General features: G+C 71.2%; 17 protein-coding genes and 1 tRNA gene. 14 read left to right on the top strand and 4 right to left on the bottom strand.

Annotated features, from left to right (window positions below):
- The 4 genes from RIF65_RS10755 to RIF65_RS10740 are packed head-to-tail and all read left to right on the top strand — an operon-like array spanning nt 1 to nt 5,102.
- Nucleotides 1-1,380 carry a glutamine synthetase family protein gene (locus RIF65_RS10755; RefSeq protein ID WP_309065537.1) on the top strand — a complete coding sequence of 460 codons (1,380 nt, stop codon included), beginning with the start codon at nt 1-3 and terminating at the stop codon, nt 1,378-1,380.
- Nucleotides 1,370-2,518 carry an amidohydrolase family protein gene (locus tag RIF65_RS10750; protein ID WP_309065536.1) on the top strand — a complete coding sequence of 383 codons (1,149 nt, stop codon included), beginning with the start codon at nt 1,370-1,372 and terminating at the stop codon, nt 2,516-2,518. The genes RIF65_RS10755 and RIF65_RS10750 overlap by 11 nt, the downstream gene beginning before the upstream one ends.
- Complete coding sequence (locus tag RIF65_RS10745; protein ID WP_309065535.1) at nt 2,515-3,762, top strand: M20 metallopeptidase family protein; 1,248 nt, start codon at nt 2,515-2,517, stop codon at nt 3,760-3,762. The genes RIF65_RS10750 and RIF65_RS10745 overlap by 4 nt, the downstream gene beginning before the upstream one ends.
- Nucleotides 3,759-5,102: an aspartate aminotransferase family protein gene (locus RIF65_RS10740; protein ID WP_309065534.1), complete on the top strand. Its 1,344-nt coding sequence runs from the start codon at nt 3,759-3,761 to the stop codon at nt 5,100-5,102. The genes RIF65_RS10745 and RIF65_RS10740 overlap by 4 nt, the downstream gene beginning before the upstream one ends.
- A gap of 36 nt (nt 5,103-5,138) precedes the next feature.
- On the opposite strand, the gene RIF65_RS10735 is transcribed toward RIF65_RS10740, so the two are convergent.
- Both RIF65_RS10735 and RIF65_RS10730 read right to left on the bottom strand, forming a co-directional pair.
- Nucleotides 5,139-6,020, bottom strand: a complete 882-nt coding sequence (locus RIF65_RS10735; protein ID WP_309065533.1) for a MurR/RpiR family transcriptional regulator — start codon at nt 6,018-6,020, stop codon at nt 5,139-5,141.
- 29 nt (nt 6,021-6,049) lie between these two features.
- Nucleotides 6,050-6,967, bottom strand: coding sequence for a LysR family transcriptional regulator (locus tag RIF65_RS10730; RefSeq protein WP_309065532.1), 918 nt, complete (start codon nt 6,965-6,967; stop codon nt 6,050-6,052).
- 83 nt (nt 6,968-7,050) lie between these two features.
- Here RIF65_RS10730 and RIF65_RS10725 point away from each other — a divergent pair, with 83 nt between their 5' ends.
- The 5 genes from RIF65_RS10725 (at nt 7,051) to RIF65_RS10705 (ending at nt 13,363) form a co-directional block, all read left to right on the top strand.
- Nucleotides 7,051-8,574 (top strand): aminotransferase class I/II-fold pyridoxal phosphate-dependent enzyme, encoded by a 1,524-nt coding sequence (locus RIF65_RS10725; RefSeq protein ID WP_309065531.1) that lies wholly within the window; start codon nt 7,051-7,053, stop codon nt 8,572-8,574.
- Between the two features lie 288 nt (nt 8,575-8,862).
- The gene (locus RIF65_RS10720; RefSeq protein WP_309065530.1) at nt 8,863-11,385 is read left to right on the top strand and encodes an ATP-dependent Clp protease ATP-binding subunit; all 2,523 of its coding nucleotides are present in this window, start codon (nt 8,863-8,865) and stop codon (nt 11,383-11,385) included.
- A gap of 197 nt (nt 11,386-11,582) precedes the next feature.
- A complete protein-coding gene (locus tag RIF65_RS10715; RefSeq protein WP_309065529.1) occupies nt 11,583-12,083 on the top strand; it encodes an amino-acid N-acetyltransferase in 501 nt (166 codons plus the stop codon).
- A 9-nt stretch (nt 12,084-12,092) separates the two neighbouring features.
- Nucleotides 12,093-12,737, top strand: a complete 645-nt coding sequence (locus tag RIF65_RS10710) for a hypothetical protein (RefSeq protein WP_309065528.1) — start codon at nt 12,093-12,095, stop codon at nt 12,735-12,737.
- A gap of 215 nt (nt 12,738-12,952) precedes the next feature.
- Nucleotides 12,953-13,363, top strand: coding sequence for a dehydrogenase (locus tag RIF65_RS10705; protein ID WP_309065527.1), 411 nt, complete (start codon nt 12,953-12,955; stop codon nt 13,361-13,363).
- Between the two features lie 212 nt (nt 13,364-13,575).
- Here the strand turns inward: RIF65_RS10705 and radA are convergent, their stop codons facing one another.
- The gene (radA, locus tag RIF65_RS10700; protein ID WP_309065526.1) at nt 13,576-14,943 is read right to left on the bottom strand and encodes a DNA repair protein RadA; all 1,368 of its coding nucleotides are present in this window, start codon (nt 14,941-14,943) and stop codon (nt 13,576-13,578) included.
- A gap of 181 nt (nt 14,944-15,124) precedes the next feature.
- On the opposite strand from radA, the gene RIF65_RS10695 reads away from it, so the two are divergent.
- The 3 genes from RIF65_RS10695 to cydD are packed head-to-tail and all read left to right on the top strand — an operon-like array spanning nt 15,125 to nt 21,204.
- On the top strand, nt 15,125-16,543 hold the full coding sequence (locus RIF65_RS10695; protein WP_309065525.1) for a cytochrome ubiquinol oxidase subunit I: 1,419 nt from the start codon (nt 15,125-15,127) through the stop codon (nt 16,541-16,543).
- Nucleotides 16,544-16,565: 22 nt separating this feature from the next.
- Nucleotides 16,566-17,591 carry a cytochrome d ubiquinol oxidase subunit II gene (gene cydB / locus RIF65_RS10690; RefSeq protein ID WP_309065524.1) on the top strand — a complete coding sequence of 342 codons (1,026 nt, stop codon included), beginning with the start codon at nt 16,566-16,568 and terminating at the stop codon, nt 17,589-17,591.
- A 19-nt stretch (nt 17,592-17,610) separates the two neighbouring features.
- Nucleotides 17,611-21,204, top strand: a complete 3,594-nt coding sequence (gene cydD / locus RIF65_RS15160; protein ID WP_441338853.1) for a thiol reductant ABC exporter subunit CydD — start codon at nt 17,611-17,613, stop codon at nt 21,202-21,204.
- A gap of 125 nt (nt 21,205-21,329) precedes the next feature.
- Here the strand turns inward: cydD and RIF65_RS10675 are convergent, their stop codons facing one another.
- On the bottom strand, nt 21,330-22,103 hold the full coding sequence (locus RIF65_RS10675) for a hypothetical protein (protein WP_309065523.1): 774 nt from the start codon (nt 22,101-22,103) through the stop codon (nt 21,330-21,332).
- A gap of 80 nt (nt 22,104-22,183) precedes the next feature.
- On the opposite strand from RIF65_RS10675, the gene RIF65_RS10670 reads away from it, so the two are divergent.
- Nucleotides 22,184-23,230: a hypothetical protein gene (locus tag RIF65_RS10670; RefSeq protein ID WP_309065522.1), complete on the top strand. Its 1,047-nt coding sequence runs from the start codon at nt 22,184-22,186 to the stop codon at nt 23,228-23,230.
- 90 nt (nt 23,231-23,320) lie between these two features.
- A tRNA-Ser gene (locus tag RIF65_RS10665) sits at nt 23,321-23,411 on the top strand.
- The last annotated feature ends 207 nt before the right edge of the window (nt 23,412-23,618 follow it).

Here is a 23,618-nt window from a genome sequence, read left to right as displayed (position 1 = left end):
ATGAGCATCATCGAACAGGCAACCCAACTCCTCGCCCACACCAGCACCGGAACGGAAGACATGCCGAACCCGCAACAGCCCGCGAACGACGTGGACGAGCTGATCTTCGTCGCCACCACCGACATCGCCGCCCGCACCAAGGGGCGCTCGATGCGCCTCGCCGACTTCGACGAGCGCACCTCGCTCGGCTGGGTGCCCGCCAACCTCGGCATCGGCTCGCTCGGGCACATCGTCGACGACATCCCGTACGGCTCCACCGGCGACCTGCGGCTGAAGCCCGACCTCTCCTCCCTCGCCCGCATCGACGGCATCCCCGGCCGCCCGCCGCTGAACATCGTGTTCGCCGACCTCGTCAACACCGACGGCTCGCCGTGGGAAAGCTGCCCGCGCACCTTCCTGCGGGATGCCGTCGAGCAGCTGCGCACCGAGTTCGGCCTCACCACCCGCTGCTCCTTCGAGCACGAGTTCGTGGACCGCGCCGCCACCGGCGACCACCACCCGTTCTCGCTGCAGGCGTTCCGCCGCGCCGAGCCCATCGGCTCGCGCCTGATGACGGTGCTGAACCGGGCTGGGCTCGAGCCCGAGACCTGGCTGCCCGAGTACGGCCGCCACCAGTACGAGATCACCGTGGCGCCCTCCGACCCGGTGACGGCCGCCGACCGCGCGGTCATGGTGCGCGACATCGTCTACGACATCTTCGACGCGCACGGCCGAGAGGCCACCTTCGCCCCGGTGGTCGCCCCCGGCGAGACCGGCAACGGCGTGCACGTGCACTTCGGCCTGGACGACGCCGACGGCAACACCCTCGTGTTCGACCCGTCGCGTCCCGGCCGCCTGTCCGAGCTCGCCGGCAGCTTCGCCGCCGGCATCATCAGGCACGGCCCGGCGATGGCGGCCCTGTTCGCTCCGCTCGCGACGAGCTACCTGCGCCTCGCCCCGCACAACTGGTCGACCGCGCGCGCCTTCCTCGGCCTGCAGAATCGCGAGGCCTTGCTGCGCATCTGCCCGACCAACGAGATCGACGGGCGCGACCCCAGCCGCCAGCTGCACTTCGAGTTCCGCGGCGGCGACATCGGCGCCAACCCGTGGATCCTGCTCGGCCTCATCCTCCGCGCCGGAATGCAGGGACTGCGCGAAGGGCTCGAGACCCCCGAGATCGTCGAGGGAGAGCTCGACCTCGAGGACCGCCACGCCCACCTGCCGAAACTGCCGCGCAACCTCGAGGAGGCGCTCAGTGTCCTCAAGAGCGACGAGGTCGTGTCCGGCTGGTTCTCGCCCGCGTTCCTCGCCACGTACGAGGCCATCAAGCGCGACGAGTTCGCCTCGGTGCAGGCCCGCTCGCTCGCCGAGCAGTGCGAGGTGTACGCCCGTGTCTACTGAGTCGTTCATGACGGCATCCGACGTGCCGCTGCTCGACCACCACTGCCACGGCGTGACGACGGCGGATCTCGATCGCGCCGCCTTCGAATCGCTCATCACGGAGTCGGACTGGGACGCGCCGGACGGCACCACGCACTTCGACTCCCAGGTCGGTTTCGCGATCCGGCGCCACTGCGCCCCGGTGCTCGGGCTGGAGCCGTTCGCCACGCCGGAGGAGTACCTGCGCCGCCGCAGCGAGCTCGGCGGGGCCGAGGCGAGCCGGCGGCTGCTGCGCGCCACCGGCATCAGCGACTACTTCATCGAAACAGGGTACCGCGGCGACGAGATCCTCGATCCCGACGAGATGGCGGATGCCGCAGACGCGCGCGCCTTCGAAGTGGTGCGCCTCGAGCGGCTGGCCGAGGAGCTCGTGATCGGCGGATGCGACGCGGCCGGCTTCCGCGCGGCGTACGACGGCCTCCTCGAAGAGCGCCTGCGTGGCGCGGTCGGTGTGAAGTCGATCGCCGCCTACCGGATCGGACTCGACTTCGCCGCGGAACGCCCCTCCGCTCGTGAGGTCGACGACGCCGTCGCGAACTGGCTCGACCGGATCGCCCAGGGCGACCCGGTGCGCCTGGACGCCCCGGTGATCATCCGCCACCTGCTCTGGGCTGCCGTCGACCGCGCCTGCGCCATCCAGTTCCACATCGGCTACGGCGACGCCGACGTCGATCTGCACCGCTGCAGCCCGCTGCTGCTGACCGAGTTCCTGCGGCTCACGCGGGAGTCCGGCGCCCGGGTGATGCTGCTGCACTGCTACCCGTTCCACCGTGAAGCCGGCTACCTGGCACAGGTGTTCCCGCACGTGTACTTCGACGTCGGGCTCGCGATCAACTACACCGGTTCGCGCTCCGACGAGATCATCGCCGAGACGCTGGAGCTCGCGCCGTTCCACAAGATCCTGTTCTCCTCCGACGCGTTCGGCGCCGCCGAGCTGTACCACCTCGGAGCCCTGCTGTTCCGCCGTGGATTGCAGCGGGCGCTCGACGTGTTCGCCGAGCGCGACGGCTGGCCGGCCTCGGAGCGGTCCCGCGTCACCGAGCTCATCGCCTGGCGCAACGCGCGCCGCGCCTACCGGCTCGACGAGGAGAGCGCGTGAGCCCCACCATCACCCGCCTCACCAGACTCGCCACGGCCTGGGATGCGGCGCTGGAACACGAGCTCCCCGCCGCCGCGCGCCTGCGCGAGGAGCTGCACGCGGCCCCTTGCGTGTCGGGGCACGAGCGGCCCGCCACGGATCGGCTGATCGCCGAACTGGGCGACGTCGTCGCCTTCGAGCCGGTGGCGGATGCCGGGGCCGTCGGCCGCATCGGTCCCGCCGTCGGCGCCGCCATCGCGGTGCGCGCCGAGCTCGACGCCCTTCCGGTCACCGAGCTCACCGGAGCGGCGTTCGCCGCCGACAACGGCGCGATGCACGCGTGCGGGCACGACGTGCATCAGGCCGCGCTGGTGGCGCTGCTGCGCGCCGCGCGCGGCCTCGAGCTGCCGGTCGGCCTCGTCCCGCTGCTGCAGCCCCGCGAGGAGAGCTACCCCTCGGGAGCGCTCGACATCGTCGACGCCGGGGTGCTCGACCGCTTCGCGATCGCGCACGTCATCGGCGCGCACGTCCACCCGGGCGTCCCCGACGGTGCGGTGGCGTCCGGCGGCGGGTTCATCAACGCCGCCGCCGACGAGATCGAGATCCGCGTGCGCGGACGCGGCGGACACGCCGCGTACCCGCACGAGGCCAACGACACCGTCGCGGCCATCGCGCAGATCGCGCTCGGCATCCCCGAGGTCGTCCGCCGCTCGGTGAGCCCGCTCCGCCCGGCGATCATCAGCATCGGCACGCTGACCGCGGGGGAGGGCGCCGCGAACGTGCTGCCCGCCGAGGCGCGGATCTTCGCCACCATGCGCACCACCGACCCCGCCGACCGCGCCACCCTGTTCGCGGCTGTGCAGGACATGGCGGGCCGGACGGCCGAGGCGTACGGCGCCGTGGCGACCGTGCGTCGCATCGAGGGGGAGCCCGCCCTGATCAACGACGTCGCGCTCGCCGCCGGTGCCGACGACTGGCTCACCCGGCTGGGCGTAGACGGCGCCCAGCCGATGCGCTCGCTCGGAGCCGACGACTTCTCCTACTACTGCGACGCGGTGCCCTCGCTCATGCTCTTCGTCGGGGTGCGGACACCGGGTGAGGACCCGCAGCCCGCGCTGCACCACCCCCGGTTCCTGCCGGATGACGCCGCCGTCGGCACGGTCGCGCGGGCGTTGATGGCCGGCTACCTCGCCGCCGCCGAACGGGTGCTCGGCATCGAGCACCACCGCAACGACCTCGCCGGCCCGGTGGGAGCCGACGCATGACGACCGGCACTGCGGATGCCGGGCTGCTCGCCCGCGACGCGCGGGTCATCGCAGGCGTCGAGAAGCTGCGGTTCTTCCCGCTGGCCGTCGTGTCGGGCAGCGGCCACACCCTCGTCGAGGAGGACGGTCGCGAACTGATCGATCTGAGCGCCAGCTGGACGGCATCCGGCTTCGGGCACGGCGAGCCGACCATCGCCGCGGCCGTCGCGTGCGCCATGGTCGACGCGCCCGGCGCCTCGATCCTGTCGGCCACCCACCCCGAGGCGGTCGCGCTCGCCGAGGAGCTCCTCGCGCTGGTGCCGGGGAGGGTGCCCGACGATGAGCGTCGGGTCTACCTCGGGCACGCCGGGACGGATGCCAACGACGTGGCGATCCGCGGCTGCCGGCACGCCACCGGACGCCCGGGCATCATCGCCTTCGAGAACGGGTATCACGGCGGGATCGGGACGGCGCAGCGGGTCTCGGGCGTGCACGTGGCGTGCGGTGTGCCGGCCGACCCTGATGTCGTGCTGCTGCCCTATCCCGACGTCTACCGGCCGCACACCGGCGACGCCGCGACGGTCGTCGACGACGTGCTGGCGCGCGTGGAGGCCGAGCTGGTGCGCGGCACGACCGCCGCGATCATCGTGGAGCCCGTGCAGTCCGACGGCGGGGTGATCGTCCCGCCGGACGGCTTTCTCGCCGGGCTCCGGCGGCTGTGCGACGCGCACGACGCGCGGCTGATCGTCGACGAGGTGAAGGTCGGACTCGGCCGCACCGGGCGCACGCACGCCTTCTCGTATGACGGGATCGTCCCGGACGTCGTCACCCTCGGCAAGGCGCTGGGCGGCGGGCTGCCGCTCTCCGCCGCTGTCGGCCCCGCCGACGTGCTGGACGCCCCCATCGCCTCCGCGCTCATGACCACCACCGGCAACCCCGCCTCGTGCGCCGCCGGGCGCGCGGTGCTGGAGATCGTCCGGACGGGGGATGCCGTCGCCAACGTGTCCGATCGCGGCGCGCAGCTGCGCGCGCTGCTGGAGCGGTACGCCGTCACCGAACGGCCGGGCGCCCGCCATGTCGGCGACGTCCGAGGCCGGGGACTGTCGCTCGGCGTCGAGTTGGTGGGCGACCGCGAGTCCCGGCATCCGGCATCCGACCTCACCGCCAAGGCGGTGTATCGCGCCTGGGAGCTGGGAGTGGTGGCGTACCCGGTGCGCGGCAACGTGATCGAGCTGACGCCGCCGCTCACGATCACCGCCGACGCGGTGGACGCCGCCGCGGAGATCCTGGCGCGCGCGATCGACGACGCGGCTACCGGTGTCGTCACCGACGAGCGGATCGCGCCGTTCCACGGTTGGTGAGCCGTCCGGCATCCGCGCGATCCGGGCGAGCCGGGCTCAGGCCGTGCCGTCCGCCGGGTGCCGGGCACGGAGGGCCTCCATCGCCTCGACGCGCTGCCTGCCGGTCTCGCCCAGTCGGTCGGTCACGCCGGCGACCACCGTCTCCACGACCGCCATCGCCGGGACCAGTGAGTCGAACGGCGACGGCGCCTCGACATTGGCGGGGAGCACCGTCGCCGCCAGATCGGCGGCGGGGGACAGCCAGCGGTCGGTGAACAGGACGATCTCCGCGCCGGCCTGAGCCACCCGGCGGGCGAAAAGCACCACCTCGGGGTCGTAGCGGCGGTAGTCGAAGACCACCAGCACGTCGCCCTTGCGGGTGTCGGCCACGGCGGTGAGCCGGTCGAACTCGTCGGGGTCGACGACCTGGACGTCGGGACGCAGCAGCATGAGGTGCGCCCCCAGGTACTCGGCGAGCAGGTGACTGAACCGCCCGCCGATCAGCCGGACGCGATGCCGGCCGTCGGCGAGCAGGGCGACGGTGCGCTCGAACTCGCTCTGCGGCAGCTCGCCGATCGTCGCCGCGATGCTCGCCGAGAAGATGCGCGCGGCGCGGGGCAGGTCGCCGTCGCTGGAGAGCAGGTCGTCGCGTCCGTACTGTTCGAGCGGCGAGCCGAGCCGTTCGTGCACTTCGCGCACCAGGCGCTTCTGGAAAGCGGGGTACCCGGTGAAGCCGAGCCGGCTGACGAACCGCACGACGGTCGGCGGGCTCACGCTGGCGCGCTCGGCGAGCTCCGCCACCGTGCCCAGGCCGGCGATCGGGTAGTTGGCGAGGATCGCGCGGCCGACCTTGCGCTCGCCGGAGCTGAGCGCGTCGAGGGACTCGCGGACGAGTTCGCTGATCGGTCGAGCGTCCGCGGTCTCGATGTCGTTGGTCACGGTCTTCCCCTCAGCTGGTGAAACATACGTTACAGTCCGGCCTGCTCGCCCGTGCGGGACGTGGTCGCCGACCGTGACATCAGTGCGACGAGCGACTCGTCCAGCGTCGGGGACGTGACGAGGGTGATCTGCCGCGACAGGTCCACACCGCGCAACTCGACCACCGCGAGTCCGGCGCGCTGCAGCGTTCCCCCGGGCAGTGCCAGCTCCGGAACGAGGGCGATCCCGAGACCCGCCGCGACGAAGGCGGCCACGACGCGGTAGTCATCGCTGCGCGGGCCCTCGAGCGGTTCGAACCCGTCGGCTCGGGCGGCCGCGCGCAACGCGGCGTCACCCGGGTCGGTGTCGCTGATCCCCAGGATCCACCGATCGTCGCGGAAGTCGCGCAGCCGGCGCGGGCCGGCGCCCGCCTGCGGATGCCCCTCGGGCACGATGAGGGAGAAGCGCTCGGTGAACAGGGGAGTGCGGCGCAGTCCGTCGGCGCCGTGCGCCGGCTCGGCGGGGAGCTCGAACACGATCGCGGCGTCGAGCGCCAGGCGATCGAGCAGGTCGGTGAGCTCGTGCAGCTCGCCCTCGAAGATGCGCGGATCGTGCCCGGCATCCGTCAGCGCGCTGACCAGGCCGGGGAGCAGGCGCGCCGCCGCGGTCGGGAAGATGCCGAAGCGGACCCGGCGTCGCCCGTCCTCGAGAGCGGCCCGGACGTCGGCCCGCGCGCGCTCGGCGCGGTCGAGGATCGCCTCCGCGTGCGGCAACCACAGTCGGCCCGCGGGCGTGAGTCGGGTGCCGGCGCGAGAGCTCGCCACCACGGGGGCCCCGGTGACCCGCTCGAGCCCGCGCAGATGGTGTGCGACGGTGGGCTGGCTCCAGCCGAGCGCTTCAGCGGCCGCGAGCACCGAGCCGTGTTCGGCGATGGCGCGGAGGGCGGTCAGCTGGCGGAGGTCGAGCATGCGGCATCCGTTCAAGAGTGGGTATGGATAAATACAGAATAATCGCTATTCCGTATGCACCGGGTCTCGGCGAGCATCGATACATGACCTCCGCAGCGCTCCTCGACTCCCCGCACGCCCAGCCGGCGCAGCAGACCTCCTCCACGCCGTATGCCGATGCACTCGCCCGCTACGCGGCGCGCGACACCGTCCGGCTCAATGTGCCCGGCCACGCCGCCGACCCGGAGGCCGTGCCGCAGGTCGCCGAATACTTCGGTCACGACGTGCTGCTGAAGGACGTGCCGCCGCTGCTCGCCGGTCTCGACAAGGGCGAGGACAACCCGCTCGCCGTGTCGCAGCGGATGGCGGCCGAGGCGTTCGGCGCGCGCCGCACCTGGTTCCTGACCAACGGGGCGTCCCAGGCGAACCGCATCGCGGCTCTCGCGCTCGCCGGCTTCCGCGCGCAGGACGCGCCGGTGATCGCGCAGCGCAGCGCACACTCCTCGTTCTCCGACGGCATCATCCTCGGCGGGCTGTCGCCGCGGTTCGTGCAGCCCTCCGTCGACGGCTGGTTCGGCATCAACCACGGCGTCTCGCCGGCCGCGCTGCGCGAGGCGCTGGCCCGGCTGGACGAGCACGAGCGTCCGAAGGGTGTCTACGTCATCTCGCCCAGCTACTTCGGTGCCGTGGCCGACGTCGCAGGCCTCGCAGAGGTCGCGCACGAGGCGGGTGCGCCGCTGATCGTCGACGCCGCGTGGGGCGCGCACTTCGGCTTCCACGAGGACGTCCCCGAGAACCCGCTGCGACTCGGCGCCGATCTGGTCGTCTCCAGCACGCACAAGCTGGGCGGCAGCTTGACGCAGTCGGCGATGCTGCACCTCGGCGACGGTCGGTTCGCGGAGGAGCTCGAGCCGCTCGTCGAGCGCGCGTTCCGATTGACGCAGTCCACCAGCGAGAGCTCGCTGCTGCTGGCATCCCTGGACCTTGCCCGCGACGCCCTGCAGACCGGGCGCGACCGCATCGGCGCCGCCATCGCCGCCGCCGACGAACTGCGCGACCGCATCCGCCGCGGCGGGCGCTTCCGCATCGTCAGCGACACGTTCGACCGGTTCGACGACATCGTGGCGGTCGACCCGCTGCGGGTGTCGATCGACGTGGCCAGTGGCGGCGTGCACGGGCCGACCGCCCGTGAACTGCTGATGGAGCGCGACGGCGTGTACCTCGAGATCGCCACCGAGACCTGCGTGGTCGCGGTCGTCGCCCCCGGGGTGGTGCCCGATGTGGCCCGCGTCGTCGACGCCCTGCACGCCCTGCCGGTGGATCCGGATGCCGCCGCCGACGTCGACGCCCTGGACGCGGTGACCGCGATCCCCGAGCCCGGCGCCCTCGCCATGCTGCCGCGGGACGCGTTCCTGCGCAGCGCCGAGGCCGTGCCGTTCGCGCAGGCCGTGGGACGGGTCTCGGCGGCCGCGCTCGCGGCCTACCCGCCCGGCATCCCGAACGTGCTCCCCGGCGAGGTGATCACCGAGGACGCGGTGCGCTTCCTGCGCCGGGTCGCTGCCACCCCCGGCGGGTACGTGCGCGGCGCCGCCGACCCGGCGATCGACACACTGCAAGTCGTGCGCTGAGCCGAGCCGCGTTTCGTCTCGGTCGCTGCGCTCCCTCGCTCAACGACCGGGGGCGGGGCGTTTCGTCTCGGTCGCTGCGCTCCCTCGCTCAACGACCGGGCGAGAACCGCGCGGCGCTCCTCGCTCGACGACCGGGGGTGACCGGGGCGACAGCCCGCCTCGCACTTGACACGAAAAGCAACCCCGCTATGCCGACGGCGAACACGGCCTTCCGGCATCCGCTCGCTCGTTACTCTCGATCTACAAGGCGCAACAGCCGCTTCGCCCCGTGCGAAAAGGAGTCACAGCATGTTCGAGAGATTCACGGACCGAGCCCGTCGAGTGGTCGTCCTCGCCCAGGAAGAGGCGAAGATGCTCAACCACAACTACATCGGCACGGAGCACATCCTGCTCGGCCTCATCCACGAGGGTGAGGGCGTCGCGGCCAAGGCCCTCGAGAGCCTCGGCATCTCTCTCGACGCCGTGCGCGAGCAGGTGCAGGACATCATCGGCCAGGGTCAGCAGCAGCCGACCGGCCACATCCCGTTCACCCCGCGTGCCAAGAAGGTGCTGGAGTTGAGCCTGCGCGAGGCGCTGCAGCTCGGTCACAACTACATCGGCACCGAGCACATCCTGCTCGGCCTGATCCGCGAGGGCGAGGGCGTCGCCGCCCAGGTGCTCGTCAAGCTGGGCGCCGACCTCAACAAGGTGCGTCAGCAGGTCATCCAGCTGCTGTCCGGCGCCCCCGGCCGCGAGCCGGCCGCCGTCGGTGCGACCACGAACGAGAACCAGCAGTCCGCCCAGGGCGGCTCGCAGGTGCTCGACCAGTTCGGTCGCAACCTCACCCAGGCTGCGCGCGAGAACAAGCTCGACCCGGTGATCGGCCGCGAGAAGGAGGCCGAGCGGGTCATGCAGATCCTCTCGCGCCGCTCCAAGAACAACCCGGTTCTGATCGGAGAGCCCGGCGTCGGCAAGACCGCCGTCGTCGAGGGCCTCGCCCAGGCGATCGTCAAGGGCGACGTGCCCGAGACGCTGAAGGACAAGCAGCTGTACTCGCTCGACCTCGGCTCGCTGATCGCCGGCTCCCGCTACCGCGGCGACTTCGAGGAGCGCCTGAAGAAGGTCACCAAGGAGATCCGCACCCGCGGCGACATCATCGTCTTCATCGACGAGATCCACACCCTGGTGGGTGCGGGCGCCGCCGAGGGCGCGATCGACGCGGCCAGCATCCTCAAGCCGCTGCTCGCCCGCGGCGAACTGCAGACGATCGGCGCCACCACCCTCGACGAGTACCGCAAGTACTTCGAGAAGGATGCCGCGCTGGAGCGCCGCTTCCAGCCGGTGCAGGTCAACGAGCCCACGCTGCCGCACGCCATCAACATCCTGAAGGGGCTGCGCGACCGCTACGAGGCGCACCACAAGGTGCAGATCACCGACGGTGCCATCGTCGCCGCCGCGAACCTGTCCGACCGGTACGTCAGCGACCGCTTCCTGCCCGACAAGGCGATCGACCTGATCGACGAGGCGGGCGCGCGCCTGCGGCTCAGCATCCTGTCCTCCCCGCCCGCGCTGCGCGAGTTCGACGAGAAGATCGCCAAGGTCCGCGAGGAGAAGGAGGCGGCCAGCGAGGAGCAGGACTTCGAGAAGGCCGCCGCGCTGCGCGACCAGGAGAAGGAGCTGCTCGGCGAGCGGCTGCGCCTGGAGAAGCAGTGGCGCTCGGGTGACGTCGCGACCTCCGCGGTCGTCGACGAGGGCCTGATCGCCGAGGTGCTCGCCCAGGCCACCGGCATCCCGGTGTTCAAGCTCACCGAGGAGGAGTCCAGCCGCCTCGTCTTCATGGAGAAGGCGCTGCACCAGCGGGTCATCGGGCAGGAGGAGGCCATCGCGGCGCTCTCCCGCACCATCCGCCGCCAGCGCGCCGGCCTCAAGGACCCGAAGCGGCCGTCCGGCTCGTTCATCTTCGCCGGCCCCACGGGCGTCGGTAAGACCGAGCTCGCCAAGGCGCTCGCCGAGTTCCTTTTCGACGACGAGGGCGCGCTCATCTCGCTCGACATGAGCGAGTTCGGCGAGAAGCACACCGTCTCGCGGCTGTTCGGTGCCCCTCCCGGGTTCGTCGGCTTCGAGGAGGGCGGCCAGCTCACAGAGAAGGTGCGCCGCAAGCCGTTCTCGGTCGTGCTGTTCGACGAGATCGAGAAGGCACACCCGGACATCTTCAACTCGCTGCTGCAGATCCTCGAGGAGGGGCGCCTCACCGACGGTCAGGGCCGCGTGGTCGACTTCAAGAACACCGTGATCATCATGACGACGAACCTCGGCTCGTCGGCGATCGCCGGTGGCCCGGTCGGCTTCCAGATCGAGGGCAACTCGCAGACGACCTACGAGCGGATGAAGGGCAAGGTCGACGAAGAGCTCAAGCGGCACTTCAAGCCCGAGTTCCTCAACCGCGTGGACGACATCATCGTCTTCCCGCAGCTGAACAAGGACGAGCTGCGTCAGATCGTCGGCCTGTTCACCAAGCAGCTCGGCGAGCGTCTGCTGGACCGCGACATGACGGTGGAGCTGACGGATGCCGCCAAGGACAAGCTCATCGAGATCGGCTTCGACCCGGCGCTCGGCGCCCGGCCGCTGCGCCGCGCGATGCAGCGCGAGATCGAGGACCAGCTCTCCGAGCGCATCCTGCACGGCAGCCTGAACACCGGTGACCACGTGCGCGTGGATGCCGTCGACGGCAAGTTCGTGTTCGAGCACGCGCCCCGCGGCGAGCGGGTCGCGGTCGGCGTGAACACCGGTGGCGGCGGGATCCCCGGCACGCCGGACCTCGCGGCCGGCTGAGCACGCCTCACAGAGAGCGGATGCCACGGCATCCGCTCTCTGCGTATGCCGGGCGCGGGATGCCGTGCCCGGGGGTGCGCGGTGCGAAAACCCGGATGGGTGCGCCGCACGCCGGCGTGCCGGGCGCCGACACGCCGGCGGCGCGCACGATGGTCCGGGTTTCCAGCCGGTGGGGCATCGCCGCATACGCTGGTGGGGTGAGCGAGTTCAACGTGCGGCCGGCGCGCAGCGCCGACATCCCCGGCATCCACCGCCTCCTGGAACCGCTCGTCGACCGGCGCATCCTGCTCGGCAAGGATCTCGCCGTGCTCTACGGAGCGGTACAGGAGTTCGTCGTCGCCGAAGCCTCCGGAGAGCTGATCGGGTGCGGCGCCCTGCACGTGATGTGGGAGGACCTCGGCGAGATCCGCACCCTGCTCGTGCGGGAGGACTGGCTGCACCACGGCATCGGGCGCGCCATCGTCGAAGAGCTCGAGGAGAAGGCCCGGCGTCTCGGTCTGTCGCGGCTGTTCTGCCTCACCTTCGAGACGGAGTTCTTCGCGCGACGCGGATTCGAGCCGATCGGCGAGCAGATCGTCGACGCCGATGTGTACTCGCAGCTGCTGCGCAGCGGCGACGCGGGCGTGGAGGAGTTCCTCGACCTCGCGCACGTCAAGCCGAACACCCTCGGAAACACCCGCATGCTCAAGCACCTCTAACCTGGAAGCATGCCCCGTCAGTCCGCAGCCGTCTACCGTCGCCGCAGGCTGGTCGTCTTCACCGGACTGCTCGTCGTGATCGCCATGCTGGCCGGCGGGATCTGGCTGGCGGTGGCGCAGCCGTGGGCGGCATCCGATTCGACGCCGCGGCCGTCCGCGGGGGCGGGTGCGGCGCCGACGTCGTCGACGCCGGAGAAGACGGATGCCGGGTCGCCGAGCCCCACGGCATCCGCGACCCCGCGCATCGTGGCGTGCGAGGCGACGGATGTCGAAGTGCGCGCTCTGACAGACGCCGATGCGTATGCCCCCGACGCGCTGCCGAAGCTGTCGATCGAGCTGGTGAACAAGGGCGGCCGGGACTGCACCATCAACGTCGGTTCCAGCACGCAGAAGTTCGCTGTATCGAGCGGGTCGGACGTGTGGTGGCGTTCGACCGACTGCCAGGAGGACCCGAGCGACCTGATCGTCACGCTCAAGGCCGGGACGTCGGTGAAGAGCGTCACCCCCGTCGTGTGGGACCGCACCCGCTCATCCGTCGACACCTGCCAGCAGAAGGACCGCCCGCGGGCACCCGGTGGCGGCGCCTCGTATCACGTCGCCGTCGAGATCGGCGGTTTCAAGAGTGCGGAGTCGAAGCAGTTCATCCTGCGATGAGAGAGTTCGCTCGTTGTCAAGGGGGTGCAGACATCGGTCCGGGTTTGGGATACCATAGAAGTCGGTTCTCCGAATACGCGGCGCAGCCATCCCCAGTGGTGTCGATCCAGCGTCCCCAGCGCTTCGACATTCGCCGCTCCGAGAACTGGAGGGCCCTCTCGAGTACCCCAGTCCCCAATGGAGGACTCGAGAGGGCCCCATCATAAGCTGGAGCCATGGCGAAGAAGAAGGCCGGAGCGAAGCGGCCGGCACCTGAGGACTTTCGGTCCGAAGCCCTGGCACAGGCACTCGCGAAGCAGGACGTCGCGGCCGTCGCGCTGGCGCTGCGCCATGGCAACACCGTCGTGCCGCTGATCAAGCCCGGCTCGCGCGACAACCCCCTCGACGGCGGTGAGGTGTGGACGTACCGCGACCCGAAGACCGGGGACGTCGCTCTGCTGCTGTTCAGCGACGCCAAGCACAAGCCCGCGAATCTGCCACCGGGCGTCGGCATCTACTCGCCCGCCTGGCTGCGGGCGTTCCTCACCACGCACCGCGACACGATCACGACCGTTTTCCTGGACATCGCCGGACCGCACCCCATGCAGGCGGCGCCCGACGAGTTGCTGAAGGCGCTCGACGCCTGACAGTCGGCGGTCCGTTTCCTCGGGCCTTGAGTCCGGCGAAGCCACGGCGTGCCGGGGCGCTTCGTTCCTGGGTCGCTGAACCTGTCGAAGCGACGGGCTGGGGCGCCAGTGCCTGGGTTGCTGAGCCTGTCGAAGCACCCAGGCATGGGGGCGTTCGGTTCAGGCTGGGGCCCTTCGACGAGCTCAGGGACCCAGCCGCCGACCCCACGGGATCAGAAGGCGGGGATCTCGTCCTCGCGGCGGCGGGCGGTCGCGCGCGAACGCACATCCGTCAGGGCCGCGCGCAGCGTCCTGGAGCGATCGTCGACCACCTGCTGATAGCCGAGGCGCGCCGCCTCCTGACGCCGTTGCGCGGCCTGTGTCACTGGACGGATCTCTCCGGCCAGTGACAGCTCGCCGACGGCGGCGACCGTACGCGGCACCGACACCTGCCGCACCGCACCGGCGACGGCGATCGCGATGGCGAGGTCGGCGGCCGGCTCGGTGAACCGCACCCCGCCGACCGTGGACACGTACACGTCGAGCTTGGAGGTCGCGATGCCGGCGCGGCGCTCGAGGATCGCCAGCACCATCGCCACCCGTGATGAGTCCAGTCCGTGCACCACGCGCCGCGGGTTCGGCGCGTGCGCCTCGATCGCCAGGGCCTGCACCTCGACCGGCATCGCACGACGGCCCTCGAGCGCGATAGCCACGCACGTGCCCGGCTCGGCGGCGCCCTGCGAGAGGAACAGCCCGCTCGGGTCGGGCACCTCGGCGATGCCGGCGCCGGTCATCTCGAAGCAGCCCACCTCGTCGGTCGGACCGAACCGGTTCTTCAGCGCGCGGATGAACCGCAGCGCGGTCTGCCGGTCGCCCTCGAAGTGGCACACCACGTCGACGAGATGCTCCAGCACTCGCGGCCCAGCCACCTGGCCGTCTTTCGTGACGTGCCCGACGATCACGATCGGCAGGTCGCGCTCCTTGGCGATCCGGATGAGAGTCGCCGCCACCTCGCGCACCTGACTGGGCTGCCCGGCGGCACCCTCGACCAGTCCGGACGCCACCGTCTGCACGGAGTCGACGATCACCAGGTCGGGACGCACCTCGTCGATGTGGCCCAGGATCGTGGCGAGGTCGGTCTCGCTCGCCAGATACAGCTCGTCGTGCAGCGCGCCGGTACGCTCGGCGCGCAGGCGCACCTGCGCAGGCGACTCCTCGGCACTGGCGTACAGCACGCGTCGTCCGGATCGGGCGGTGGCCGCGGCCACCTCCAGCAACAGCGTCGACTTGCCGACCCCCGGTTCGCCGCTGAGCAGGATCGCTGCGCCGGGGACGATCCCGCCGCCCAGCACCCGATCGAACTCACCGACCCCGCTCGTGCGCCGCGGCGCGTCGGCGGTGGTGATCTGCGTGATGGGCCGCGCGGTGCGGCCGGCGGCCGGCGCGACGGCATCCGTCTGCCGCACCAGCCCGGTCTTTGCGGCCTGTTCCTGCACCGTGCCCCACTGCTGGCACTCGCCGCAGCGACCCACCCACTTGGCCGTTGTCCAGCCGCACTCCGTGCAGACGAAAGCGGGCGGAGCGGGTCGACGGGTGGCCATGCCCTCAGGGTACCCGCGCCGTCCGACACCGCCGCCGCGCCGTCCATGCGCCGCCGCTATCGACGGCATCCGGGATTCCTATCGCCACCGGGGGTTTCCGGCATCCGGCCGCTGGGATGATGGAAGCAAGGCCGACGGACTGCAGCGTCGCACTCCCCCGATCGAGAGCGAGGAGTCGCGCATGGAATGGCTTGACCCCCTGGTGCTGTCCCGGTGGCAGTTCGGTCTGACGACCGTCTACCACTACCTGTTCGTGCCGCTGACGATCGGCATGGCGACGGCATCCGCTCTGTTCCAGACCGCGTGGGTGCGCACCGGGAAGGTGCAGTACCTGCATCTCACCCGGTTCTTCGGGAAGATCTTCCTGATCAACTTCGCCATGGGCGTGGTCACCGGCATCGTCCAGGAGTTCCAGTTCGGCATGAACTGGTCGGACTACTCGCGCTTCGTCGGCGACGTGTTCGGCGCGCCGCTCGCGTTCGAGGGCCTGCTGGCGTTCTTCTTCGAGGCGACCTTCATCGGGCTGTGGATCTTCGGCTGGGACAAGCTGCCGCAGAAGCTGCACCTCGCCACCATCTGGTGCGTCTCGCTGGGCAGCATCCTGTCGGCGTACTTCATCATCGCCGCCAACTCTTTCATGCAGAACCCGGTCGGCTACGAGTACAACCCGGTCACCGAACGCGCCGAGCTCGTCGACATCGGCGCGCTGCTCACCAACCCGGTCGCGCTCGCCGCGTTCCCGCACACGATCTTCGGGGCGTTCATGTTCGCGGCAGGTGTCATCATCTCGGTCTCGGCCTGGCACCTGTCGCGCGGGCAGCACATCGACACCCTGCGCCCGGCTCTGAAGTTCGGCCTGTGGGCGATGCTCGTCTGCGCGGCCGGTGTCGCATTGACCGGCGATCAGCTGGGCCTCGCGATGTACGCCACACAGCCGATGAAGATGGCGGCGGCGGAGGCGACGTTCAACACCGTCTGCGGAAAGGACGCCGCCTTCAGCCTCTTCACGCTCGGCACGCCCGACGGGAAGACCGAGCTGTTCAGCATCCGCGTGCCGTACCTGCTGTCGGTGCTGTCGAACCACAGCCTGGACGGCTGCGTGCACGGCATCAACGACCTGAACGCCGAGTACGCGGAGCGGTACGGCGAGGCGACCGGCCTCACCGAGTTCACCCCGGTGCTGTGGGTCACCTACTGGGCGTTCCGGTGGATGATCGGCCTCGGCATGCTGCACGCGTTCATCGCGCTGGCCGGACTGTGGGTCACCCGCCGCGGCGCGAAGAAGCAGCCGGCGCCGTGGATGTGGAAGGCCGCGATCTGGTCGTTCCCGCTCGCCCTCGGCGCGAACATCGTCGGGTGGGTGTTCACCGAGATGGGACGCCAGCCCTGGATCGTGTTCAGCCTCATGACCACCCAGGACGGCGTCTCCCCCGGAGTCTCCGGCCTCGAGGTGCTGATCTCGCTGATCGCCTTCACCGCCATCTATGCCGCGCTCGCCGTGGTCGAGGTGCGCCTCATCGTCCGGGCCGCCCAGAAGGGCCCCGACACCGCGGAGCACCCCGATCACAGCACCTCCCAGGTGCCGTCAGTGGTGTATTGAGCGGCTGAGAAGGGAATCGAAAATGGACCTCGCCACCCTCTGGTTCTGGATCGTCGCGTTCTTCTTCGTCGGCTACTTCGTGCTCGACGGGTTCGACTTCGGCGTCGGCATGACCCTGCCGTTCCTCGGCCGTGACGACGTCTCGCGCCGCCAGGTGATCAACACCATCGGCCCGGTGTGGGACCTCAACGAGACGTGGGTGATCGTCGCGGGCGCGGTGCTGTTCGCGTCGTTCCCGGAGTGGTACGCCTCGCTGTTCAGCGGCTTCTACCTGCCGCTGCTGGTGATCCTGCTCGCGCTGATCCTGCGCGGGGTGTCGTTCGAGTACCGGCACCAGCGCGAGGATGCCGCGTGGCGGCGCCGCTTCGACCGGATGATCGTCATCGGATCCGCCGTGCCCGCACTGCTGTGGGGCGTCGCGTTCGGCAACATCGTGCAGGGCGTCGCGCTGGACGCCTCGCACGTCTTCGTCGGCGGTCTGCTCTCGCTGCTCAACCCGTACGCGCTGCTGGTCGGGGTGGCGACGCTGCTGCTGTTCTTCCTGCACGGCGCCTGCTTCGTCGCGCTGAAGGCCGACGGCCGCGTGCGGCAGGATGCCAGGATGCTGGTGCGCGTCGCCGCCGTGCCCACGATCCTGGTTGCCGGGGTGTCTGTGGCCTGGACGGTGGGGATCGCCGCGGGGCGCAGCGCGCCGCTGTTCGCCGGTGTGGTGGGCACCGGTGCTCTTGCCGCGCTGCTGCTCCTGGCGGCCGTCATGCTCTCGGCGCGGTCACGGGACGGCTGGGCCTTCGCCGCCGGAGCCGCGTCGGTGCTGTCGGTCGTGGTGATGCTGTTCGCGGCGCTGTTCCCCTACGTCCTGCCGTCCACGCTCGCCGATGCGAACAGCCTCACGATCGCCAACGCCTCCAGCACGCCGTACACACTCCAGATCATGACCTGGACCGCCGTGATCGCCATGCCCCTGATCCTCGCCTACCAGGCGTGGACGTACTGGGTCTTCCGCAAACGCGTCACGCGCGCCTCGATCGAGGCCGCGCCGGTGCACTAGCGCCGTCGCAAGGACAGCCATGAAACCCGTCGACCCCCGTCTGCTGCGGTACGCGCGCGCAGCGCGCGGGTTCCTCGCGGCATCCGCTCTGATCGGGCTGGTGCAGACGGCGGTGACGATCGGGTTCGCGTGGTTGCTGACGGATGCCATCACCGGCGTCATCGCACGACGGGACGTGTCCGGTGCGCTGCTCGCGCTGGTCGGGCTGGCGCTGCTGCGGGGTGCGCTGATCGCGCTGTCGGATGCCGCGGGTGCGCGCGCCGCGGCGACGACGGGCTCGCAACTGCGGACGGCGCTGATCACGGCGATAACCCGTCTCGGCCCGGACTGGCTGGCACGGCGCAACCGTGCTGAGCTGGCGGTGACAGCCGGCCACGGACTCGACGCGCTCGACGCCTACTTCGCCCGGTATGTCCCGCAGCTGGTGCTGACCGTGATCGCGACACCGGTGCTGATCGCCGTGATGTGGTGGCAGGACTGGCCGAGCGGCCTGACCGCAGCGGTGACGCTGCCGCTGATCCCGCTGTTCCTGGCGCTCATCGGGATGGCCACCCGCACCGTGCAGCGCCGGCAGTGGCGCACGTTGCAGCGGCTGGCCGCACGGTTCGTCGACACCGTGCAGGGACTGTCGACGCTGCGACTGTTCGGCCGTGAGCAGCGCGCCGCCGAGCGGATCGAGCAGACCGCGGAGGAGTACCGCCGCGAGACCATGACGGTGCTGCGGTTCTCGTTCCTGTCCGGGTTCGCGATGGAGCTGCTGTCGTCGCTGGCGGTCGCGCTGATCGCCGTGGCCGTCGGGTTCCGGCTGCTGTCGGGCGAACTCAGCCTGGAGGTCGGGCTGTTCGTGCTGCTGCTGGCACCAGAGGCGTTCCTGCCGATCCGGCAGGTGGGCGTGCAGTTCCACGCCGCCGCGGAGGGTGTCGCAGCTACGGAGGACGTGTTCGCCGTCTTGGACGAGGCGCGCGGCGTTCACAACTCAGGAAGAACTGAGGCTTCGGAGGCGGGAAGCGGGGTTCCCGGGGCTGAGGCGCCCGGTGTTCCTGAATTACGAACGGTGACCGCGCGCGTGCTCCCGGTGTTGGACCGGGCCCGGGCTGTTCGCAATTCAGGAAGAACCGGCTTGCTGGCGGCGGGAAGCGGGGTTTCCGGGGCTGAGGCGCCCGGTGTTCCTGAGTTACGAACGGTCGGCGGCCGGGTGGTGGTGCAGGACCTGCGCGTGCGAGCGCTGCGGCCGGTCTCGTTCCGGGCCGATGCCGGCACGATCACGCTGATCGAGGGCCCGAGCGGGGCCGGGAAGTCCAGTCTGCTGGCGGCGCTGCGCGGAGCGGCGCCGTTCGACGGGGAGGCGCGCGTCGACGGCGTCGACGTGCGCGGCCTCGACCCGGCAGACTGGGGCGCCTGGGCCGGACAGCAGCCCGGACTGATGCGCGGCACCATCGCCGAGAACGTCGCCCTCGGAGATCCCTCGCCGGACCCGGACGCGGTGCGGGACGCGCTGCATGCCGCGTGCGCCAGCGACCTGGACCCCGCACAACGGCTCGGCGTACAGGGCAGCGGGCTGTCGGGCGGACAGGCGCAGCGCGTCGCCGTCGCGCGTGCGCTGTACCGGCACGCGGCGGACCCGCGTCGGGTGCTGATGCTGGACGAGCCGTCCAGCGCGCTCGATGCCGAAACCGAGGCGCGGCTGTGGGATGCGCTGCGCGCGCGAGCGGATGCCGGAGCGACGATCCTCCTCGTGTCGCACCGCCGCTCCGCCCGGCGGATCGCCGACCATGTCGTCACCGTCGGTGCCGGGCCTGCATCGGCTGTTGACAGCCGGGTCCCTGAGCTTGTCGAAGGGTCCAGGCATGTCGCTTCGACAGGTTCAGCGGCCCAGGATGGGAGTGTTCTTGGCTGGGTCCCTGAGCTTGTCGAAGGGTCCAGGCATGTCGCTTCGACGGGCTCAGCGACCCAGGCCGTCGCCTCGTCCCCGGCATCCGTCCGCTCGCTCCTGCGTCTCGCGCACCCACCCGTGCGCCGGTTCGTGCCCGGCCTCGTGTGGGGAGCGCTGTCGGCGGCATCCGCGGTCGCCCTCCTCGCCGTGAGCGGCTGGCTGATCGTGAAGGCCTCGATCGTGGACTCGCTCGTGCCGCTGTCGGTCGCCGTCGTCGGGGTGCGCTTCTTCGCCGTGTCGCGCGCGGTCACCCGCTATCTGGAGCGCTTGACCGGGCACGACGCCGCGCTCGGGCGCCTCGCGCCGCTGCGGGCCGACCTGGTGCGCCGCCTGATCCCGCTCTCGCCGGCCGGACTCGGCGGCACGGATCGCGGCAAGGTGCTCGCCATCCTCGTCGACGACGTGGAGAACCTGCAGAACCTTCCGCTGCGGGTGGTACAGCCGCTCGCGGTGTCGGCTCTCGTCGCGGTCGGCGCCGTCGCCTTCCTGGCGACCTTCACCCCGCCCGCCGCGCTCGCCGTCGGGACCTGCCTCCTCCTCGCGGCCGCGGCGGCCATCGGCCTCGGCTGGATCCTCGGCGCCCGCGCCGAGCGCGCGATCACCGCTCATCGCGGCGAACTGGCCGCGTCGCTGGTCGACTGGCTGGGCGGCCTCGAGGTGCTTCTCGCCTACGGCGCCGAACCCGCCGCACGTGAACGGGTGACTCAGGCTGACGCCGCTCTGCGCCGCACTCTCACCAGGGCGTCCCTCGCGCAGGCCGCGGCGGCCGGCGTCGTCTCGGCGATGGCGGGCCTGGCGTCGGTCTGGGCGCTCGTGGCGGCATCCGCAGATCTCGCAACGGGCGGGATTGACGCGCCCTGGCTGGTCGTCGCCGTGCTGCTGCCGATGGCCGTGTTCGAGGTGTTCGGCGCGCTGCCGCTCGCCGCGGCGTCCTGGCGGAGCGTGCGGGCGAGCGCGCAGCGGATCGTCGACGTCCTCCCCGCCCGGATGCCGGACGAGCTGCGCTCCGACGCAGGCGCCGACGCCCCGGCATCCGGCCCCCTCCGTCTGCGCGACGTACGGGCGTCGTGGCCGGGGGGAGCGCCGGCACTGCGCGGCGTCGATCTCGATCTGCATCCTGGCGAGCGGGTGCTCGTGACCGGCTCGAGCGGCGCGGGGAAGAGCTCGCTCGCGGCGGCGCTGGTCGGCTTCCTCCGCGTCGACGGTTCGTACGAGATCGGCGGGACGGATGCCGTTGCGCTGTCCGGCCCCGCGCTGCGGCGCACCGTGGGGCTGTGCGAGCAGCATCCGCAGCTGTTCGACGAGGACATCCGGCAGAATCTGCTGTTCGCGAAGGACACCGCGAGCGACGACGAACTGCTCGCGGTGCTCGACCGGGTCGGGCTGGGCGGCTGGGTGCGCGAGCGCGGCGGGCTGGGTGCCAGAGTCGGCGACCGCGGCGCGCTGGTGTCGGGCGGGCAGGCGCAGCGGCTCGCGCTCGCGCGGGCGCTGCTGCGCGGCTTCCCGGTGCTGGTGCTCGACGAGCCGACCGCGGGGGTCGACCCCGAGGCGTCGGACGCGCTGCTGCGGGACCTGCTCGGAGCCGTCGGCGATCAGGCGGTGCTGCTCATCTCGCACGTCGAGCCGCCGGAGGGCACGGTCGACCGGGTCGTGCACCTCGCCGGAGGGCGTGCGACCTGACGCGCGCCGGTCGATGTGGCGCACATTGCCGCCTCGCCGAGCCGGACGCGACCATTCGCGCCACATCCATTGCGCCGCGCGACCATACGCGCCACATCTCCGACGGAGTGTGCCGCCGCGAGGGCTCAGCTCAACGGCGCCGGGGGCTCCATCACGATGCCCTGCGCCTCGAACAGCCGGCGGCGCTCCTCGATCCGGCGGTGCATCTCGGCCTGCGCCTGCTCGACCAGCGCGGCGGGCAGCGACACGGATGCCGGATGCGGGTCGCCGTGGTTCACCGCGATGTACGCGTCGAGCTCAGGGCCGGATGTCCACGAGGTGATGAGCGAGTAGCGCGGCGCGGGGCCCTGATGCCAGACGGCATGCCAGAAGCGCTGGGTGTCGACGATGATCCGCGAACCCGCGTGCAGCGGCAGCCGCACCTCGGTGGCCGGATCGAACCGGTCGGAGCGCAGCAGGAGAAGCGAGTCGGGGTCGTCGGTGAGGTTGAACCAGGCGCGCACCACCCATCCGGAGCCGTCTTCGTTGAGCCGGTTGTTGTCGTCCTGATGCAGGTTGTAGATCGCGTCGGCGTAGGTGTTCGGCTGAAGCTCGATCACGCGGCAGCGGCCCACGTTCGCACCCGGTTCGAGGGCCCGCCGCACCAGGGTCGGGGCCTTCTCGACCTGGGACGGGATCCACACGCCGTCGCGGTCGGCGCGCGGGGGAGTGTGGTTCCAGAACCCGTTGCACTCGATCTCGCCGGCGTAGCTCGCCAGCGGTGCGAAGCGCGTGATGCCGGAGGAGCGCCAGCCGACGTACTCCAGGTCGGTCCACTCGACCGGGTCGGCCTGCTGATCGTGGCGGTCGAGCACGACGTAGCCCGTCTCGGCCAGGGCGGCACAGGTGAGGAAGCCCATCGCGGTCTCCGTTCCGGCATCCGTTTCTCCAGCGATCCTACGGGCCGGCAGCCAGCCGGCGCCGCGGCTAGGCTTATCGGGTGAGTGAACCGCGCGGTGCCCTGCTGGTGGGAAGTGTGAACTACGACGACGTCGAGAAGACGATGCGCGTCGCCGCCGAGATGCTCGGCGGGTTGCTGCGGCGCATCCCCGACGGCGAGGTGGGCACGCGGTTCCATTGGATCATGTTCCAGCCCGACGTGCTCGGCGAGGCCGAGGGCTTGGAGCGCGTCGGCGACCAACCGATCCCGTTCGGCGCCGGGCTGGACGCGCGGCCGCTGCGCATCGCCGAGGGGACGGATGCCGCCGGCATCCAGCTCCCGCCGCTGGGCTACGCCGCCGCGGCGCTCGAGTCGTACGCGATCTTCCGTCGCCTCCGCGACGAGGGCGTGATCGGTGAGGGCGTGCGGTTCCAGGTGTCGCTGCCGACGCCCGTCGCCGTGGTCTCGTCGTTCTTCAGCGGCGACGACCGCGCCGCGATCGAGCCGGTGTACGCGGCGGCGATGCGGCGCGAGTTGGAAGAGATCCTGACCGGCATCCCGCACCACGATCTGGCCGTGCAGTGGGACGTCGCCAGCGAGATGGGCATCATCGAGCGCGCCAGCGGATACGGACGGGTGATGGACGCGTGGTGGCCCGGCGACCCCTTCGACGGTCTCGTCGCGCGCCTCGCCGAGCTGGTGGATGCCGTGCCGGCCGACGTCGAGGTGGGTGTGCACCTCTGCTACGGCGATGCGGGGGAGCGGCACTTCGCCGAACCCGCGGATGCCGGAAACCTGGTGCGCTACGCGAATGCGGTGATCGCGGCGGCGGAGCGCGAGCTGAGCTGGTTGCACCTGCCGGTGCCGATCGACCGCGACGACCAGGCGTACTTCGCGCCGCTGGCCGACCTGACCCCGGTGCGCGAGCTGTACCTGGGGCTGGTGCATCGCGAGGACGGGCCGGAGGGCGCGGAGCGGCGGATCGCCGCGGCATCCCGGGTTGTGGACGAGTTCGGGGTGGCGACGGAGTGCGGCATCGGTCGGGCGCCTGCGGGGACGACCGAGGGCATCCTGCGGACGCACGCGGAGGTCGCTCGCGCCTGGTGAGGCCTCGCCGGTGCGCGCGTGCGGCGCGCGGCGAATCGGCCGATCGGCGCCGATTCGCGCCCACGGGCCGCGTGCCGTAAACTTGTCCGCGGTGACGTGTCCGAGCGGCCGAAGGTGCAACTCTCGAAAAGTTGTGTAGGGTAACCCCCTACCGTGGGTTCAAATCCCACCGTCACCGCCAGAGTGAAACCCCCGCGATCCCCTGGAAACACTGGGATCGCGGGGGTTCTGTCTTGGGAGGCGATCGCGCACCCCGGGGTTAGGGTTATCGGCAAGAAAGTGTGGACGGGTCGGGCGTGTCATGATCGTCCTGCCCACCCGGTTCTGAGCCAGAGGCCCTCGCCGGCGTCGAGTCCGGTGTCGTAGAGTGCGGGCCCGACGCGCTCTT

The sequence above is a fragment of the Microbacterium sp. genome (assembly GCF_031180975.1).
Taxonomy (GTDB): domain Bacteria; phylum Actinomycetota; class Actinomycetes; order Actinomycetales; family Microbacteriaceae; genus Microbacterium.
Note: the sequence above shows the minus strand (reverse complement) of the source record. Positions and strands in the feature narration are given on the sequence as shown.